This window comes from Colwellia psychrerythraea 34H, assembly GCF_000012325.1.
Classification (GTDB): domain Bacteria; phylum Pseudomonadota; class Gammaproteobacteria; order Enterobacterales; family Alteromonadaceae; genus Colwellia; species Colwellia psychrerythraea_A.
In genome coordinates, this window is sequence record NC_003910.7 from 2,664,090 (window position 1) to 2,682,585 (window position 18,496).

Here is an 18,496-nt window from a genome sequence, read left to right on the forward strand (position 1 = left end):
TGAGTAAATTCTAGCATTATATAGCTGTTACCACTGTAAATAATTAATTTATCTAGGCTTGTTATGTTATTAAAAGTACAAAAAAGATTTTCTTCAGTCACCACTATTTCATTGGTTACTTTGTTGCTCAGTGGCTGTATAAATATTACTGACCAACAACATTCAGGATTTCTCAAAAACTATGAAGGGTTTGAAGATGTTTATGACCCAGATTACACCAAAGTTTATCGAAGTGAAAATTTCACCATAGACATGCTTGCTGATTTGAAACGAGTGAAGTTGGTGCCTTTTGAAATGTGGGTTACGCCAAGTGCTGATGCTAAGTTCAGTCCTGAAGAGTTAAATGAATTGTCACAATATTTCCATCAACAAATGAGCGCTCGACTAAGCGCTAATAACTACGAAGTTGTTGAACTTATGGGTCCACGAACTCTCATCATCCAAGGTGCCTTTTCGGGGGTGAAATTTGAGGACCCAGAACTAATGCCTACAGATTTTGTTCCTTTTCGCATGGTAATGAATGCCGGTAATTTAGCTTATTTGGAAATAGTTGATAAGCAAGATGTCACCACAAAAGTCTCTGTTGAAATTGAATTTTTAAAAGGTATTCGCCGAGAGAGAGTACTGGCCGCGATCAGCACTAAATATGTTGATACCACCATCGCTAATTCAGGTGAAGATAATATGACGGTCGTTAAAGAGTTGCTTGATATGTGGGCAGCAAAGTTTGTAGACCGATTAGTTGAGATACGCGCTGACAAGTATGCAGAGGCGTAGTACTAGTCGCACCATTTAGAACAGTAGATACACAATAATTAATCAATCAGGAAATTTATCTGTGATGAGTTTTGACCAATTTATAAAACCGTTAGTTATCGCCATATTGGCAACAACATTGCTAAGTGCTTGTGAAAAAACACCTCAAGTGGAAGCTGAGCCAGAGTTAAGACCAGTAAGAACTTTATTGGTCAAGACTGTTGATGTTAGCCAAGCACTTGAATTCACGGCTGTGGTGGATGCGGTAAACCGAGCTGATTTAGCATTTAAAATATCAGGTAACCTAACGCACTTTGTAGTAAAGCAAGGCGATAAGGTTAACAAAGGTGATGTTATCGCAAAATTGGATGACACAGACTTAAAAATCTATGTAGCAGAAGCGCAAGCGCATTTTGATACCGCTATGGCGGATTTAATTCGAGCTAAAAACTTAGTTAAAACAAACTATATTTCGGCCTCGGAATTTGACCAGATAAGAACCAAGGCGCAGTCAGCCAAAGCACAGTTAGCAAGTGCAAACAACAACTTAGATTATAGTACATTACGCGCTTCATTTAATGGTGTTATAGCTAAGGTTTACAGCAAGAACTATCAAGAAATCAATGCCAAAGAGCCTATTGTTCGACTTCATGATTTAAGTGAAATACAACTGATTGTAAATATCCCTGAAAGCATCATGATTCACTTGAAAAAGAACGCTGCACAAGGTGTAGTTAGTGCCACCTTTAATTCAATTGAAGATCACAGTTTCCCTCTACAGTTCAGTGAAGTAGCCACTCTTGCTGATGAACACAGTAAAACGTATGAAGTGATATTTACCATGAAGGCACTTGATGGTTATGTCATTTTACCGGGGATGACGGCATTAGTTCGCGCACAGGTAGCGTTGGCACAAAGTGAAAATCATGTTTACCCAAGCTTTTATTTACCCAGTCATACTGTACTAAAAGACAGTCAAGGCAATTATGTTTATGTAGTGAATAAACACAAAGTAGGTGTTGGGATTATAGTAAGAAAATCTGTGATTATTGGCAATATTACCTCACAAGGTATTGAGGTGTTTACCAACGTTGCGCCTTCGGTAACGTCGGGCCCAAATGCTGGCATAGTGTCAGGTGACCATGTGATCACTGCTGGAATGAGTAAGGTGTCTGCTGGCAGCTTAGTTAAATTTACTCAAACGAGTGATTTAGCCACAACTTCCAGTAAGAAAAATAGCAGAGACATTCTATGAATATTACCCGTTTGGCAATTACCAACAACAGAACAACGTTCATGTTGTTACTCGTGATTGTTTTTTTCGGCATTAATGCCTTTAAAAATATGCCTAAAGATTATGATCCTGGTTTTATCATTCGTACCGCACAAGTTATTACTCAATTTCCGGGGGCTAGTCCACAGCGAGTAGAAATGCTGGTTACAGACAAATTAGAGCGCGTTATTCAAGAACTGCCTGAATTAGACTTTGTTAAAAGTGAGTCACGTACAGGTATCTCTATTATTAGCGTTAATATTAAAGAAAGTTACCGCGATTTACGTCCTATTTGGGATAACCTACGTCGTAAAATTGAAGCGGCTCAAGTTGAGTTACCCGCAGAAAGCCAGCCGTCAGTGGTTAATGATGAGTTTGGTGATGTTTTTGGTATTGTTATTGGCTTAACTGCAGAAGGTTATGATTACCGTGAATTAAAAGACATCGCCGATCAAACAAGAGATGCCATGCTGCGTTTATCCGAAACGGCAAAAGTACAAGTATTTGGCGAACAGCAAGAACATATCTTCCTTGAATATGATAATGCGCACCTAGCCAGCTTAGGCATTTCTCCGAGCCAGTTAAGTGACCAGTTATCTAGTCGAAATATTATTATCTCGGGTGGCAGTATTATTATAGATAATGAACAAATTACCCTTGAACCCAGTGGTAACTTTGAAAATGTTGATGAAATAAAAAGAACGATTATTCAAATCCCTGGTAGCGATCGTCTACTTTATTTAAGTGACTTGGTCACTATCAAGCGCAGTTATGTTGATCCTGTGCAGAGTAAAGTTAGCTTATCTGGAGAGCAGGGCATATCGATTGCTATTGCGATGAGGCATGGCGGTAATAATATTTTACTGGGTCAACAGGTGAATGAGTTACTGGCTACATTGAATAAAAGTTACCCTATTGGCGTAAACTTTGAGGCAGTTTCTTTTCTACCTTTTGATGTAGAAAAGAAAGTTGATGATTTTTCTGGCAACTTAATTCAAGCCGTTATTGTTGTCACCTTGGTGATGTTATTTAGTTTAGGTTTTAGAACAGGCCTCATTGTTGCGGTACTGATCCCAACGAGTATGATTTTTGCGATACTTATCATGTCACTGCTAAATATTGGTATTGACCAGATTTCTTTAGCGGCACTAATTATCGCCCTTGGTATGTTAGTCGATAACGGCATAGTCATGTCAGAAAATATTATGGTGTCGATGGAAAAAGGCAAAAATGCCATCGATGCAGCAGTGGACTCTGCTAATGAGTTAAAAGTACCACTATTAACTTCCTCACTGACCACAGCAGCGGCATTTTTACCTATATTTTTAGCAGAATCGTCTACAGGTGAATACACAGCGTCGCTATTTAAAGTAGTGAGTATTACCTTATTGTGTTCTTGGGTCTTGTCGATGACGGTTATCCCGATGCTTTGTGTAAACTTTATGAAAGTTAAAAAGACAACGGGGCAAGTTGATAGCCCGCTATTGGTCACATACCGAACCTTATTAAAAAATTTACTGCGTTTTCGTTGGCTAACATTATCCATAACCTTCGTCATGATTATCATCTCTGTTTGGGGGCTTTCATTCATCCCTAAATTGTTTTTTCCACCGTCAGATAGGGCATTTTTCAAAATGGAATTAGAAATGCCCATTGGTACTACGTTAGCGGCGACTGAGCGAGTTACTCAAAGTATCGAAAGCTATATTAAAGAAGAGTTGAAAGCTAAAACCAATGAAGACCTAGGTGTTACTAATTGGGTTACTTATGTAGGAAATGGTGGTCCAAGGTTTTTATTAACACATAACCCCAAGCCGACCAGCAGCAATTACGCCTTAATGGTTATCAATGTAACTAGCAATAAAGAAGTGGATCAAACCATGGAAAAATTGGAACGATTTAGTTTGGATAATTTTCCTGATTTATTGGTTAAACTTCGTAAAATAGAAAATGGCTCTCCTATTGAAAATCCTGTAGAAGTGCGTATTAATGGTACTGATACTGAGCAGTTATTTACCTTGGTTGAGCAAGTTAAAAAGCGAATGAGCGCTATTAACGGAGTAAAAGGTGTTAGTGATAATTGGGGTATGCCAATTAAAAAATTACAGGTTAATATTAACCAAAGTCGTGCTCGTCGAGCAGGTGTATCGAGCAAAGATATCGCTGTATCATTACGCACTGGCATGTCCGGATTAGAGTTAAGTCAATATAGGGAAGGGGACATTGTTATTCCTATTACGATGCGTACCCAAGCAGGCGACCGCCAAGACATTGGTAAATTACAAGCACTAGCAGTGTACTCTCAGGCAAATGGCAGTTCAGTACCTTTAACACAAGTTGCTGATATTAAGGTAGTGTGGGAATCTGCTCAAATTTTACGTCGTGATCGCTTAAAGACCATTACCCTTGGTGGTCAAATAGATAATACCATTACCGCAAATCAGGCATTTAAAGAATTACTACCTTGGCTTGAAGAACAGCAAAAAAACTGGCCAATCTCCTACTCATATGAGTTAGGTGGAGAATTTGAAACCTCAGGCAAAGCGAATAAATCAATAGGTGACAAATTACCTATTGCCGGTTTTCTTATACTTTTATTACTTATTGCGCAGTTTAATTCGGTTAGAAAAGCATTCATTATATTGTTAACTATTCCCTTAGGCCTTATTGGCGTAACGACTGGATTATTAGTGGGGCAATCTTTCATCGGTTTTATGACATTATTAGGCATAGTTTCATTGGCAGGTATTGTTATTAATAACGCAATAATATTATTAGAACGTATACAAATAGAGGAGCAAGCACTTCCTGGTAATCATTTTCAGGCGATTATTAATGCAGCTCAGCAAAGATTCAGACCGATTGTGTTAACGACAGCGACCACCATTTTTGGCTTAATTCCACTATACCTTGGAGGCGGCGAGTTTTGGCAACCTATGGCGATAGCTATCATGGGTGGGTTACTGTTCTCAACTGTCTTTACTTTAGGCGTTATCCCCGTGGTTTACGCAGTATTGTTTTCTATCAAGGAGCAGTGAAAATAAATAAAACGTTCACGTACGCTAATTAAAATAGCTCAAGCTCATGTTGCTCTCAATCTTAAGAACAACATGAGCTCAATCATGCACCTTGTCTTGATTTATTTTCTCTTCGTACAACTGTTCACTCCTTAATGAAATCGGTATTAATTCATTCTTAGCTATTTCTACTCGCTGGATTAGTGAAATAGCAAAATAGGTCAGGTATACTAAGCGACATTAAATCAGGCGGCCTTACTTTGTTTAAAGCTAAAGTGCCTGCTTAAACGTTTTAACTATCATTGCATGAGTATCTAAATGGCCGTTATTAATTGTCCAGGTTGTAAGAAAAAAATCTCCGATAAAGCAAAAACTTGTAATCACTGTAACCTTGATTTATCTGAGATCGACTCTGATAAACTTGCCAGCCTAAACCGCGTACATTTAATCAATAAAACTCAACGTTTAATGAACTACTCTTTTATCGCCATGTTGTTATTTTGTGGTGGATTTCTCTTTATGTTTTGGGATGGGGTCGAACCAGGCAGTTGGCAACATAATCTAGCGATGGTCAGTGCCATTATTGGCTTTGTCATGTATATAATCATTCGTGCCATGCTACTCTTTACCAAACGCAAAGCTAGATAACCTGTTCTGATACAAGACGTAGATACAACGAATCAATATTTATACTAATTTTCATACAACTTAATACCTCGGAATTCTAATGGATGTAATTAAAACCATAGACGCCATGTCAAATGACATGTACTTACGCCTAAAATGTGCTGCGGAAACAGGAAAATGGCCTGAAGGTACTGTTGTGGACGCAGCGCAACGTGCTACTGCTTTGCAATTGAGTATGGCTTATCAAGCCCGACATCTTAAAAATGATGAAATGCTGACTATCGGCCCTGATGGCCACGTTGTTGAAAAAAACAAACGTCAGTTAAAATCTGAATTTTCTAGCTACAAAGCTGAAGAAGAATTGAAAAGCTGTACTAAACCCACACAAGCGGATATCGCTTATTTCAGTAACAATGAGCTGTAAGCCTGCATTTAAGTCGCTCTTGTTATTCTCCAACTGAAAGAATTAAAAAAAAACTATGATCTTCTCCAAATTATTTAAAACAAAAGTTAAGTGGCAACATAAAGATGCGACTGTCCGTATCACAGCAATTAATGATGAATTATCCGCTGATAACACTGAACAACTACGCATATTAACTGATCTTATTAACCAAGATAGCAGTGATTTAGTGCGCCGTGCTGCTTTGATCAAAGTAGGAACTCTTGATTGCTACCTCGAAGCAAGTCAGAATAATAATCAAATCAAAGTAAAACAATTTGCTGCAAAACAAGTACATGACATTTTGACCACTGATCACAATGTTGTGATCAGCGGACAGCAAAAACAAACACTATTAGACCAACAAGAAACAACCCCCGTACTGGGAACAGCTTTATTAGAAGCTTGGCTTGCCCACGAACAAGATAGCGCTATTATGATTTCGCTTTATCAGCAAATTAGTGCGCGCAAAACAACCACACATTTATTAACACACAGCTTTAGCCAAAAGCAAAACCCTGACTTTCAAGCTTACATAATTAACCAAGTTGATGATGCTAAGGTTTTAGAGAAATTAAGTAAAAAAGCATGCAATCATGTATTAGCTCAACAAATTGAAGATAAACTAAGCGCTATACAAGTCGCCATTGAGAAACCACAAAAATTAGAGAAACAAATACAACTGACGTTAGCAAAACTTCAAGCGTTAAAAGATGTTGGTGACTATGGTGTTTATAAAACCCGTAAGGCACAGTTAATTAACGAATGGCAGACACTAGCACTTGATTTTGATGTTTTCACGGAAGAAAAAAGTGTCGTATTTAGTGATAAATATCAAAGCATTATTAGTCAATTAGAAAAGTTATTCATTGCTAAAGCTGAAAATTATCAACAGCAAATCATTAGCGACAAGTTATCGCATGATAAACAGCAAGACAAAAAAGAATTTACTCAACAGCTTAATCATATTAGCCAATCAATCACGACAGCCGTTTTTTCTAGTGACAAATTTGATGAAGATTCTTTTAAAGAGTTGCTGCGTAACCTAACAACCAATATTAAAGCTTCTGTACTTAATAAAGATGAACAACAGAATTTTATTAGCCAAGTTGTACAACTGTCTAAGCGTTTGAATGAAATACCTGAAATTGCTGAATCGGTTAGCCAAGCTACCCACTTAATTTCTAAAATATCACAATTGACTTTACCTAAGTCTTTAGAAGAGTTGAACGACCGACAACAAACGTATAATGATTGGTTAAAAGCTTGGCGCGTTATTGAAAAGAAAACTGCTGGTATTTTGCCAGAGTCTATTGTGCAGGCTCAAAAAGAAATTGTCTCTACTTGGCAGGGCGGATTGAAGTCATTGCAAAGTCAGCAAAAAGAACTTTTCTTTCAACACAAAAAGAAACTACAAGACATAAAACGTTTACTCAATAATGGTAAATACAAAGTTTGTTTTGGTTTGTTCAAAGGCGTGAAAGAAAGTATTCATCACTTGTCTGTACAACAATTGCAACAATTACAACGTGACTTTGACCAAGTAAGTGAGAAAATGGTCGAACTTAGCGATTGGGAACATTATATCGCTACACCACGTAAGCAAGAGTTATTGCTTGCTATTCAAACTCTGGTTGAAACGCCATTGGATAATCCCAATGAGCAAGCAAAAAAAGTTAAAGAGTATCGTGGTACATGGAATTCATTAGGTCATGCTGATGAAGATGTTGATAAGCAACTCAATGAGCAGTTTAATCAATGCTGTGAACAAGCGTTTGCTCCTTGTCGTTTATTCTATGCCGAGCAAGATAAAATGCGTTTACAGCATTTAGATCAACGCCAAAAAATACTAGCAAAAGCAGAGTTGTTTGTTTCACAGCTAAATGACTCACAAGAAACACCGAAGCCAGATTTTAAACAACTTGACGGCCAACTCAACAATTTACAACAGCAATGGAATAATGCTGGTGAAGTTGATCGTAACCAATATAAAAAACTGCAGCTGAAGTTTAAAGAAGCTATTGCCCCGATTAAAAGCGCCATTAGTGTTTTTCATGCCAGTAATATCACAGCAAAACAAGCATTAATCGCTAAAGCTGAAGAGTTACTAGCAAGTGAGGATGTTTTAGCAGCAATTGAATCAGCTAAACAGTTACAAGAAAAATGGCGTGAAGTAGGTTTTGCCGGAAATCATCAAGAAAATCAGCTGTGGCAGAAATTTCGCCAAGTTAATGATGAATTATTTGGTAAGAGACAACAATTTAAATCTGAACAACAAGCAGTATTATCGACTCAACAACAAGTGTTTATTGAACAAGTGCTTGTCATTGAAGAGTCTCTTGGCGCTGTAAAAGATGAAGATGATAAGCAAGTATTACAGTCAATTGCGCAACGTGCAGAAATGTTACTTAAAGACGTTATTGCCAGTAAACCTGTTATCAAATCTGTCGCTGCACGTATTGAGAAAATCAGTAAGCAAATTGAGCAACTCATAAAAGCAAAGACCCAAGAAAAAGAACAACAAACATGGTCAAACTTGTTTGAGTTAATGTCCTTACAAGCTCAAAATAACCAAGAGTTACAAGCATTACAAACATCAGCTGTTTACAATAATATGACCAGTTTTTGGCAAAAACGTTTCCAAGAGCATGTTAAGTTAACTAAACCAGCTCAAAATAGTGCTCGCTTTGATAAAACCTTAGAAATTGAAATACTTGGCAAAAGTGATTCACCGGTAGAGTTAGCCGAACAGCGTATGAAAGTTCAAGTTCAATTAATGCAAGAACAGATGCAATCAGGTACTGAGATTGATTTGAATAAATTGCTAATTGATTGGTTGATGTTAGGTTCGCTTGTTGAAAGTGACTTACCGCTAATTGAGCGTTTAAAAACTATTTATTGCCAATAGATTTATAGTTAAAATTACTCTTTAGTGCTCAGTTTTACTAATCGAAAACTGAGCACTGAACGAAAAATATAAAATATATCTAAAGTCAGTTTGTTTCTTATCTATGAGGCAAACTGATTTTTTATTTCATTTGATAAATAAACGCGGAATATTGCTATGAAAACTTATTTTACCCTCATGTTAGTTTTATTATCTCACACAGTAACTGCAGCCAGTATATCTGAACAGGAACAACAAAAAAGTAGGATAGTGAAGGGGATTTATCAACTTACTGATGGCGCCTTAGCATTGTGTCCTAAACAAAATTCACAAGCATTTAACGAAACGCTTACGTTATTTAAACAGCGTTTTCCAGACGTAATGCGGTTAGTTAAAAATTCCCCATATCGACCTGCCGAAAAACAAGAGAACACTGGATCTACCCCAACATTAACGCAACAGTGTTTATTTAAACAAAGAATGCTAAATAACATGATAGTGACAGAAGAAGGTCAACAAACAATGACTAAAGCATTACAGACACTGACAAGTGGTGAGACTTAACTGTATTCGGCATGATTAAAAAAACTAAGGTAGTTGTGATGACTAAGACTACCTTTTCTTATTAAACCAATCTAATAATTACTCTGCCATAATAATAAACCAGCAAACCCAACGCTTCTGCAACGTTAAGCTGACCAAAAAATTAATCAGTCTGGTATTATTACTTTCCTTCTTTAATACTTCAGCGTACTCTTACCTCTTGTTTTACATGATAAAAACTAAGAGAAACAAAGTATGTACCCGTATATTAAGTTAATCGCGACCCTGTTTAGAGCCAAAAATAGTCCTCAAATGAATTTGGATGAAAAAAGCGTGCTGAACTGCCGTGCAGGGTTAACTGATATTGATGTCTTTGTTGAACTTAATAATGCGCGTCATTTAACGTATATGGAGTTTGGTCGTTGGGATTTTGCTCAACGTACCGGTTTACTGAGTCTCATGAGAAAAAACAAATGGGCCTTCGCTGTGGGCGGTGCTAGTGTGCGCTATCGTAGAAGAATAGCGTTTTGGAAAAAATTCACTGTCACTACTCAGGTTATTTGTCATGATGGCCGCTGGTTTTACTTTTTACAAGAAACCCATATTAAAGATAAAGTTTGTTCATCGGCATTAATTAAAGCCGCGTTTACCTCAAAGCAGGGTTTAGTACCCGCTACTGAAGTTTTAGCTGCCTATGGTAAAACCACACCAAACTTTGATGTACCCGATTGGGTTAATGCCTGGATTGATGCAGAAAGTCAGCGACCTTGGCCGTAAAAAAATCCTATCAGTACAAAAATATTTTACCTATGCTAGGGTCTGTTGAACTTTCGCGGTTAAATTTTGTTCGAGATAAAAGCGTTTTAATCGCGGCGAGTAGTGTGTAGCCTAGTCACTCTAAGCAAATACTACTCAACAAAGAGTAAGACGCTTTTAGCCGGATCCTTCGGACAGCGTTTGTTGGACATTTTTACGGCATTATCACCTTTTTATGTGGAACAACCACATGACAAAGGCTCTATCTTGTATAAATACCCAACAAAGCGCTGCAAAAACAATCTCGAAAGGTCAACAGACCCTAACCAAAACTGATTAAAACCAAACAATTTATTAGAAGAATCATTATGAAACTTATTTATGCCTTATTATGTACCTTTTTACTTTCATCTTGCGTGTATTATGGCGTTCAGCGAGACTTTGGTGGTGATTCGTCTGCGCCATGTACTTCAGGCTCAAGTAAACAAAATGCAGAATGTAAGGCCGAAATAAGAGCGTTAAATAATGAAATTGGAAGCAAAAGTAATGATTAGAGCAGTAAAAGAACAAGACGTAAGTAGTATTTGTACTATTTACAATCATTTCATAGAAAATACCGTTGTAACCTTTGAAGAAGAAGTCGTCACAGCGTCAGATATATTAAAGCGTATAACAAAAATAACCGCCGACGATTTACCTTGGTTTGTTGCAGAAGATGAGTCGGGAAATATCATGGGTTATGCCTATGCGACTAAGTGGCGAGATAGATTTTCTTATCGATTTTCAGTTGAAGTGACTGTGTATTTGTCTCCTGAGCATACTTCAAAAGGTCTCGGCACTAAGTTGTATCAAGTACTATTTGAAGAATTAAAGCGTATAAAGATCCACAGTGCTATTGGGGGAATTACCATACCTAATGAAGCGAGTATCGCTTTACATGAAAAATTTGGCATGGTGAAAGTGGCTCATTTTAAAGAAGTGGGTTTAAAATTTGATCGTTGGTTAGACGTCGGATATTGGCAAGTAACACTGTAGAATACGTTATCATGGCAATAAACTGTCATAGCCACATGGTATTTGCCTTTCTATAGGCCAATCCTGTATTTAATAAGACAATAATCAATAAGACAGAATTAATAAAAAAGCCAATCAAAAACACTTCAAAAATTAACCAAAGAACCCATCGACTCAGCCAAAAAAAACAAAGTTAAACTCATACAGCGTAAATCATCATTCAACTGTCAGCAAAGCCGTACACTACGCCAGTTTTTTACTTGTGCTATGTATCTTACAATTTCTACTGACCAACGTAATTCGCTTACATCTTATCAATGATTGTGATTAAGTAGTGGTTATCAAAAAGAATTAATTCAACTGAAAAAACGTCAAAGGTACGCATTTATGCCGTCGAAAACCATGTTATCTAAAAAACACTTACTTTCAGGTGTTGCACTCAGTGTTATGTTGGCCTTACCAACCACTTTTGCAAAATCACCTATTGATAATGAAGCCTCGATAGAAGAAACAACACCTAAATGGTCGGTTAATTCGCCACAAGGTAACTTCACTACGGCTGATATAGATGTACGTTCAGGTACTTGGATGAATGTTGATTTAAACCCTGATGGCAAAACCATTATTTTTGATTTATTGGGTGATATTTACACCATGCCAGCTTCTGGCGGCGAAGCAACGCCGTTGATGACTGATATCGCCTGGCAAATGCAACCGCGCTTTAGCCCTGATGGTAAGTACATCGCATTTACTTCTGATGAAGATGGTGGCGATAACTTATGGATTATGAAAGCGGATGGCAGTGAAGCAAAAGCAGTAACGACAGAAACCTTTCGTTTATTAAACAGCCCTGCATGGTCACCGGATGGTAACTATATTGTTGGCCGTAAACATTACACAGGCACTCGCTCTTTAGGTGCCGGTGAAGTGTGGATGTATCATAAGTCGGGTGGTAATGGCGTAATGTTAACTAAGCGCCCCAATGAGCAAAAAGATTTAGGCGAGCCAGCATTTTCTCATGATGGAAAATATGTCTATTTCTCACAAGATGCTACGCCAGGTAAAAGCTTTCATTATTCGAAAGATTCTGAAAAGGGCATTTATAAAATTAAGCGTCTTGAGCTTGAAACGGGTGAAATTAAAGTAGTTGTATCAGGTAAGGGGGGTGCTATAAGACCGACACTTTCACCTGATGGTAAGTATTTAGCGTTTATTAGCCGTGATGATTTTCAATCAAACTTATATCTGTACAACCTTAAAAACGGTGAGCAAAGCAAAGTTTATGATGGTTTAGACCGTGATATGCAAGAGACATGGGCTATTCATGGAGTGTATCCTACGATGGCGTGGACACCTGATAGTGAAGGTTTAGTTTTTTGGTCTGGAGGTAAAATCAACAAATTATCCCTTGATTCTAAAAAAGCTAAAGTGATTGATTTTCATGTTAAAACAACAAAGAAAATTCAAACGGCCGTACGCTTCCCACAAGATTTAGATCAAAAAAGTTTTGATACAAAAATGCTACGTGATGTCAAAGTATCTCCTAACGGTAAGCTTGCTGTTTATGAATCTATGGGGCACCTGTATACCAAGAGCTTGCCCAAGGGTAAGCCTAAGCGTTTAACTAAACAAAAAAGTCAGTTTGAGTTAAACCCGAGTTTTTCTCGTGATGGTAAAAAGATTGTTTATGTTAGCTGGGATGATAAAAATTTAGGCCAAGTACGTGTTGTTTCTAGCCGAGGCGGTAAAGGTAAAACGATAACGCGTGAACCAGGGAAATACGTTGAACCAAGCTTTTCACCTGATGGTAAAGCCGTGGTATACCGCAAAGTAACGGGTGGTTTTATTACTGATCCTACTTGGGGTTTGAATCCTGGTGTTTATGCTGTTTCAGTAAAAGGCGGTAAGGCTAAACTGGTTACTGAAGAGGGCGTTCAACCACACTTTGGCGCGCGAAACGATCGTATTTATGTGACACGTGATGGCGAAACGCCGCATATTTCGCGCATAGATATTGATGGCCAACATGACACCAAGTTATATCAGGGTAAGTTTGCGTCAGAATATCGGGTATCACCGGATGGTAATTATCTTGCTTTTGCCGAGCGTTTTAAAGTCTTTGTCACACCTTTTGTCGAGCGTGGTGACGTTATAGATATAGGTCCTAAAGCTGAAAACTTACCGGTAGAGCAATTATCAATGCGTGCTGGTGAAGGTATTAATTGGAATGGTAAATCAAATGAGCTTTATTGGAGTCTTGGTGCTGATTTATATCAAGCATCTATTAAAGGTTTGTTTGATATTACAGCCAAAACAACTGATGAAAATGATGATGGGTCAGAGCCTGAAACTAGTGCATCTACCGTAGTTAACGATATCAATGTTATTAACTTAAGTTATAAACAAAAAGTTGATATTCCATCTGGTCATGTTGCTTTTGTTGGCGGTAAAGTTATCACAATGGAAGGTGAACAAGTTATTGATAATGGTGTTGTCCTTGTTGAAGGTAACAAAATCAAAGCCGTAGGTACTAAGGGGCAAGTAAACATCCCAAGTGATGCGACCATCATTGATATTACGGGCAAAACAGTGATGCCCGGTTTAATTGATGCGCATGCTCATGGCCCGCAAGGCAGTAATGAAATTATTCCACAGCAAAACTGGAAAAATTATGCTGGTTTGGCGCTAGGGGTAACGACAATTCATGATCCATCAAATGATACCACGGAATTTTTTGCAGCAAGTGAAATGCAAAAAGCCGGTAAGATAGTTGCGGCACGATTATTCTCAACAGGTACTATTTTATATGGTGCTACTATCCCAGGGTATACGTCACATGTTGATAGTCTGGATGATGCTAAATTTCACGTTGAACGTTTAAAAGCGGCAGGGGCCTTTAGTGTTAAAAGCTATAATCAACCACGTCGTAACCAACGCCAGCAGTTTATTCAAGCAGCGCGTGAATTAGAGATGATGGTTGTACCTGAAGGGGGCTCATTACTACAACATAACTTAACTATGGTTGTTGATGGGCATACTACGCTTGAACATTCTATTTCTACCGCTAAAATTTATGCTGATATCAAACAATTATGGTCTCAATCTGATATGGCTTACACGCCAACTATGGGCGTGGCTTATGGCGGTATTTCCGGCGAAAACTATTGGTATGATACGACTAATGTTTGGGAACACCCTCGTTTAAGTCAATATGTGCCTAGCGAGTTTTTAGATCCCCGCTCTATGCGTCGACCAAAAGCACCACTTCATCACTATAATCACTTCAACGTCGCAAAAGTTGCCAAAGAAATGCAAGACTTAGGTGTGGTAGTTAATGCTGGTGGTCACGGACAACGCGAGGGTTTAGCAATGCACTGGGAAATGTGGATGATGGCTCAAGGCGGTATGTCACCACTGCAAGCCATTCGTACCGCAACTATTTCCCCTGCAAAATCACTTGGTTTGGATAAAGACTTAGGTTCATTAACCGTTGGTAAACTTGCTGACATGATTGTTATTGATGGAGATATCACGCAGGATATCCGCCTAAGTGATAAAGTTACCCACACTATGATTAACGGCCGTTTGTATAATGCCGACACCATGAATGAAATTGGTAATTATGATAATAAACGTGAAAAGTTCTATTTCGAAAATAAATAGTATTTTAGGTTAACCGATTTAATTGATAGATCATCTGCTTTAGTAAAGGTTAACCTTAGGTAAATAAAAGCCAGTAAGCATTTCTTACTGGCTTTTTTACTCCCATAAAAAGAAATTTGTCAAATATTCAAAGGACAATAACGTATGCGTACTAGTTTGCAAGAAAAGATCGTTGCAGTGTGTGATAAAAAAGTGGCGCAAAAGGGCACTAATGTCGGTTTATCGTTTTATGCATTTTTTGCCAATAAAAATGATGACCCTGATTTATTGATGGAAGCAGCAACATGGTGGATTATGACTCATAAACTCGACCACTTTGAAAAGGCGCTTAAAATTAAAGCCTTGGTTATCTTAGAGCGATAACAACATTTAATAACCATCTGTTTTATAGATGATAAATATTATAACTGTACCTAAAAGCACCTTTGATAAAAATTTTCACTATCACTGAAATCTTTTAAATCAAAAAATAATGCTCAGACACTTAATTCAACAGTCGACTATTTATTACTTTACGTTATACTGCCGCGCCTAAATCAAGTTTTTACTATTAGCGGAGTACCATTATGCACGATCTTTATTACAAAGGGCGTATTCACACCAGACATAACCATGTAACCACAGGTTATAATACTAAGCGTTCCGTTAAGCTTGGTAGTGAGAAACAACCATTAACGCTAGTGGTTAGTAGTGAAGAAAGAAAAATAGAAATAACAAAGTTAGTTAGCGATAACGACTTATTTGCTGAAATTACGGTAGATAGTACTGTCGAAGAAAATATAGTTGAACTTGAAGGCCTATTAAGTAAACCTACGACGACTCGATTTGATAAAACTCCGAACCGTAATGATCCTTGCTCATGTGGCAGTGAGAAAAAATATAAAAAGTGTTGTGGTTAATAGTCTTCTATTTTTCCGTGATATGTTCCCACTTACTTCAAGATGCCAGTCTAAGAATAAGATGGGAAGAATAAAGACATTTAATTGTTGTAATCATATGCAATAGATTGAAATACAACAATTAAACGTCCGATTTCTACAGTAGTTTAAGTAAAGCTACAATAGTTAGTACAATTTACTGTAATCAACTAAAAGTTATAATCTAGCTGTATGCCATAGACTGCTGGTCGGTCGACAAAACCATAAAAAGTGTCTGTTCCAAAGGTACTACCCGATAATGGATTGTTACCCACATACGTTAATACTTCTTCATTCGTCATGTTTTTACCAAACAAAGCAATGTTCCAGTTTTCACTTTCAAGGGCAATGCGCATATCTACCTTGTCATAAGAGTCAACTTCATAAAGCGGATTTAAGTTAACATCAACATTTTGTTTTGCCGAGTGGTAAAGCCCTAGCGTAGTTCTGAAGTATTCAAAACCTAAAAATGAGATATCAGTGAAGTAGTCAAAACCAATGCTGGCGGTAAACTTAGGCGTGTATTGCCCTGATTTACCCGTATAATCACACAGTTGATTGCCATCAGCACCTATATCACCATCAGGAACTTGTCTGCTGTGACAGTTACCATTTGTAAAGTCTTTGTACTCGTGGTCTAAATAAGCAACACCGTATTGCATTGATAAACCATCAAGTATTATCCAACGGCCATCTACTTCAACGCCTTGCACCACGGTTTCTTTAGCGTTACCAACATTAAAGCCAAGTACTCCATCAAACTGACTAACCTGCAAGTTGTCGTATTCGGTGCGGTAAAAAGATAAGTTTATTTCTAAGGTATCGTCTAACAGTAAAGACTTTATTCCCATTTCATAGGCTGTGGCTTCTTCTTCTTCAAATTCCCATGAATTAACGTTATTAGCTCTGGCATCAAAACCACCCGCTTTAAACCCTGTGGTTGCAGAAGCATAAGCCATAATATTTTGATCAATTTTATAACTGATATTAATTAGTGGCGTAAAAGAGTTTTCTTTACGTTCACCCTTTAAGTTATGTCCTTGCGGTGATAAAGGGCTTTGTTCACTTTGAATACCAAAGACAGCATCGAATAAGGCCGGTGCCATAGGGTTGGTGGTAATATTACCAGTAGCTAGATCAGTAATATTCATAATACGAGATGATGTCTTCTCTTCACTCGTAAAACGGGCACCTAAGGTTAGAGTTAGTGCCTCGGTAAAATGATAACGCCCTTGGAAAAAGGCAGAAAACATATCTGTGTCTAGTTGATAATTACGACCTGCACCATGTCCAGTTAACGGTGATAGTGCGCCACCAGACAATAAACCTAAAACGCTGTTGGTGGGTATTTTAATATTGTCATCGAAGCCAAGTTCACTGGTTTGATAAAAAAGTCCGCCTAACCAATCGAACTTTTCACCTAATGGAGAAACCAACCTAATTTCTTGACTGAACTGCTCATATTCTTCATCTATGAAGACCGAAAATATAGGTGCAGCAGTATAGTCACAATCACAGGTTTCAACAAAATCGTATGATACGAAACCTGATACCGAGGTAAGGGTGTAATCCCCTAATTTAAAGTTAGCCGTTAACGTTGAATTAGTTAAGCTGTTGTTATTACTTTCTTCTGCATCAGCTTGGCGTTGATAATTCAATTCATTTTCTGATATTGCGTTAGGATGGCCTAAAGCCCCGAGTATTTGGCTAAAGGTAGCACCTGGAATAGGTGATCCTGCAAGAGAGGGCTCGTCTCTAATCACTTCGATTTGTCGCCCAGTACCATCAAACTCATCTTGTTCTACCTTGAATAAGAAGTTCATGGTATCGCTTGGTTCCCACATTAAGCTCAAACGAACAGCGCTTTCTTCTCGAATTGTTTCATCACGGTCTTTAAACGTGTTTTCAACATAACCATCTTCTGAATAGTCTCGAACGGCTAACCTTGCTGACAAAGTATCCGTTAAAGCACCCGATACCATGCCGGTGATTTCAGTAGCACCTATGGTAGGTTGATACTGTAAACCAAGATGAATTTCTGTGTCTTGTGTTGGTTTTGCTGAAGATAAGTTAAGTGCACCGGCAACAGAGTTTTTACCAAACATGATTGATTGCGGTCCTTTTAAGACTTCAATTCTCTCTAAGTCAAGAAACGGCATGCGTAGTAACTGTTGACGGCCATAATGTACGCCATCGATATACTGGCCAACAGATTGCTCAAAACCTTGGTTATTTCCGGTGCCAATGCCGCGGATAAACATTTGGGTACTTATGCCTGTTTCTGTCATATGTAGATTTGGAACTGAGTATTGCAAGTCATCAATTTTTTCTATGCTTTTTTCTTTCAAATCGTCTGCACTAAGCACGTTCATTGAGATCGGCGTTTCTTGCGCATTTTCCGATCTTTTTTGTGCTGTGACTTGAATAACTTCTAAGGTTACTTGCTCTTGTGCTGTTGCAGCATTAATTGCTAAAGCACAGGCACTCAAGGTGAATATGCTTTTTATTGCCTTGTTTTTCATGTTATCTCACTTTTTTATTATAATTATTGTTAGAGGCTTTTGAGCTTTTAAATTTAGCAAAACACAAACATGAAGTTCA

General features: G+C 37.9%; 15 protein-coding genes. 14 read left to right on the plus strand and 1 reads right to left on the minus strand.

What is annotated here, in order from left to right; all coding sequences use genetic code 11:
- The first annotated feature begins 63 nt into the window (after nucleotides 1-63).
- The 14 genes from CPS_RS11415 (at nucleotide 64) to CPS_RS11475 (ending at nucleotide 15,877) form a co-directional block, all read left to right on the plus strand.
- Nucleotides 64-777 carry a DUF3313 domain-containing protein gene (locus CPS_RS11415; protein WP_011043370.1) on the plus strand — a complete coding sequence of 238 codons (714 nt, stop codon included), beginning with the start codon at nucleotides 64-66 and terminating at the stop codon, nucleotides 775-777.
- 64 nt (nucleotides 778-841) lie between these two features.
- Entirely contained in the window at nucleotides 842-2,011 is a 1,170-nt protein-coding gene (locus tag CPS_RS11420; protein ID WP_011043371.1) for an efflux RND transporter periplasmic adaptor subunit, read from the plus strand.
- Complete coding sequence (locus CPS_RS11425; RefSeq protein ID WP_011043372.1) at nucleotides 2,008-5,067, plus strand: efflux RND transporter permease subunit; 3,060 nt, start codon at nucleotides 2,008-2,010, stop codon at nucleotides 5,065-5,067. The genes CPS_RS11420 and CPS_RS11425 overlap by 4 nt, the downstream gene beginning before the upstream one ends.
- Before the next feature lie 297 nt (nucleotides 5,068-5,364).
- Nucleotides 5,365-5,694, plus strand: coding sequence for a hypothetical protein (locus tag CPS_RS11430; RefSeq protein WP_011043373.1), 330 nt, complete (start codon nucleotides 5,365-5,367; stop codon nucleotides 5,692-5,694).
- Between the two features lie 79 nt (nucleotides 5,695-5,773).
- Nucleotides 5,774-6,097, plus strand: coding sequence for a YeaC family protein (locus CPS_RS11435; RefSeq protein WP_011043374.1), 324 nt, complete (start codon nucleotides 5,774-5,776; stop codon nucleotides 6,095-6,097).
- A gap of 55 nt (nucleotides 6,098-6,152) precedes the next feature.
- Nucleotides 6,153-9,023: a DUF349 domain-containing protein gene (locus CPS_RS11440; RefSeq protein WP_081428725.1), complete on the plus strand. Its 2,871-nt coding sequence runs from the start codon at nucleotides 6,153-6,155 to the stop codon at nucleotides 9,021-9,023.
- 156 nt (nucleotides 9,024-9,179) lie between these two features.
- Nucleotides 9,180-9,566: a hypothetical protein gene (locus tag CPS_RS11445; RefSeq protein WP_011043376.1), complete on the plus strand. Its 387-nt coding sequence runs from the start codon at nucleotides 9,180-9,182 to the stop codon at nucleotides 9,564-9,566.
- A gap of 234 nt (nucleotides 9,567-9,800) precedes the next feature.
- Entirely contained in the window at nucleotides 9,801-10,322 is a 522-nt protein-coding gene (locus tag CPS_RS11450) for a thioesterase family protein (protein WP_011043377.1), read from the plus strand.
- Nucleotides 10,323-10,424: 102 nt separating this feature from the next.
- The gene (locus CPS_RS24115; RefSeq protein ID WP_081428726.1) at nucleotides 10,425-10,637 is read left to right on the plus strand and encodes a hypothetical protein; all 213 of its coding nucleotides are present in this window, start codon (nucleotides 10,425-10,427) and stop codon (nucleotides 10,635-10,637) included.
- Nucleotides 10,638-10,669: 32 nt separating this feature from the next.
- Nucleotides 10,670-10,855 (plus strand): hypothetical protein, encoded by a 186-nt coding sequence (locus CPS_RS11455; RefSeq protein WP_011043379.1) that lies wholly within the window; start codon nucleotides 10,670-10,672, stop codon nucleotides 10,853-10,855.
- The gene (locus CPS_RS11460; protein ID WP_041736947.1) at nucleotides 10,848-11,336 is read left to right on the plus strand and encodes a GNAT family N-acetyltransferase; all 489 of its coding nucleotides are present in this window, start codon (nucleotides 10,848-10,850) and stop codon (nucleotides 11,334-11,336) included. Before CPS_RS11455 ends, CPS_RS11460 begins: the two co-directional genes overlap by 8 nt.
- A gap of 366 nt (nucleotides 11,337-11,702) precedes the next feature.
- A complete protein-coding gene (locus CPS_RS11465; protein WP_238383606.1) occupies nucleotides 11,703-14,978 on the plus strand; it encodes an amidohydrolase family protein in 3,276 nt (1,091 codons plus the stop codon).
- Nucleotides 14,979-15,122: 144 nt separating this feature from the next.
- Entirely contained in the window at nucleotides 15,123-15,341 is a 219-nt protein-coding gene (locus CPS_RS11470; protein WP_011043383.1) for a DUF6500 family protein, read from the plus strand.
- Nucleotides 15,342-15,544: 203 nt separating this feature from the next.
- Nucleotides 15,545-15,877, plus strand: coding sequence for a PBPRA1643 family SWIM/SEC-C metal-binding motif protein (locus tag CPS_RS11475; RefSeq protein ID WP_011043384.1), 333 nt, complete (start codon nucleotides 15,545-15,547; stop codon nucleotides 15,875-15,877).
- A gap of 188 nt (nucleotides 15,878-16,065) precedes the next feature.
- Here CPS_RS11475 and CPS_RS11480 read toward each other — a convergent pair whose 3' ends face one another.
- Nucleotides 16,066-18,417, minus strand: a complete 2,352-nt coding sequence (locus CPS_RS11480; protein WP_011043385.1) for a TonB-dependent receptor — start codon at nucleotides 18,415-18,417, stop codon at nucleotides 16,066-16,068.
- Nucleotides 18,418-18,496 lie beyond the last annotated feature (79 nt).

Bases quoted from the DNA above. Each gene is read 5' to 3' on its own strand.
- CPS_RS11415 (WP_011043370.1), top strand. From the start codon at position 64: ATGTTATTAAAAGTACAAAAAAGATTTTCTTCAGTCACCACTATTTCA.
- CPS_RS11420 (WP_011043371.1), top strand. From the start codon at position 842: ATGAGTTTTGACCAATTTATAAAACCGTTAGTTATCGCCATATTGGCA.
- CPS_RS11425 (WP_011043372.1), top strand. From the start codon at position 2,008: ATGAATATTACCCGTTTGGCAATTACCAACAACAGAACAACGTTCATG.
- CPS_RS11430 (WP_011043373.1), top strand. From the start codon at position 5,365: ATGGCCGTTATTAATTGTCCAGGTTGTAAGAAAAAAATCTCCGATAAA.
- CPS_RS11435 (WP_011043374.1), top strand. From the start codon at position 5,774: ATGGATGTAATTAAAACCATAGACGCCATGTCAAATGACATGTACTTA.
- CPS_RS11440 (WP_081428725.1), top strand. From the start codon at position 6,153: ATGATCTTCTCCAAATTATTTAAAACAAAAGTTAAGTGGCAACATAAA.
- CPS_RS11445 (WP_011043376.1), top strand. From the start codon at position 9,180: ATGAAAACTTATTTTACCCTCATGTTAGTTTTATTATCTCACACAGTA.
- CPS_RS11450 (WP_011043377.1), top strand. From the start codon at position 9,801: ATGTACCCGTATATTAAGTTAATCGCGACCCTGTTTAGAGCCAAAAAT.
- CPS_RS11455 (WP_011043379.1), top strand. From the start codon at position 10,670: ATGAAACTTATTTATGCCTTATTATGTACCTTTTTACTTTCATCTTGC.
- CPS_RS11460 (WP_041736947.1), top strand. From the start codon at position 10,848: ATGATTAGAGCAGTAAAAGAACAAGACGTAAGTAGTATTTGTACTATT.
- CPS_RS11465 (WP_238383606.1), top strand. From the start codon at position 11,703: ATGCCGTCGAAAACCATGTTATCTAAAAAACACTTACTTTCAGGTGTT.
- CPS_RS11470 (WP_011043383.1), top strand. From the start codon at position 15,123: ATGCGTACTAGTTTGCAAGAAAAGATCGTTGCAGTGTGTGATAAAAAA.
- CPS_RS11475 (WP_011043384.1), top strand. From the start codon at position 15,545: ATGCACGATCTTTATTACAAAGGGCGTATTCACACCAGACATAACCAT.
- CPS_RS11480 (WP_011043385.1), bottom strand. From the start codon at position 18,417: ATGAAAAACAAGGCAATAAAAAGCATATTCACCTTGAGTGCCTGTGCT.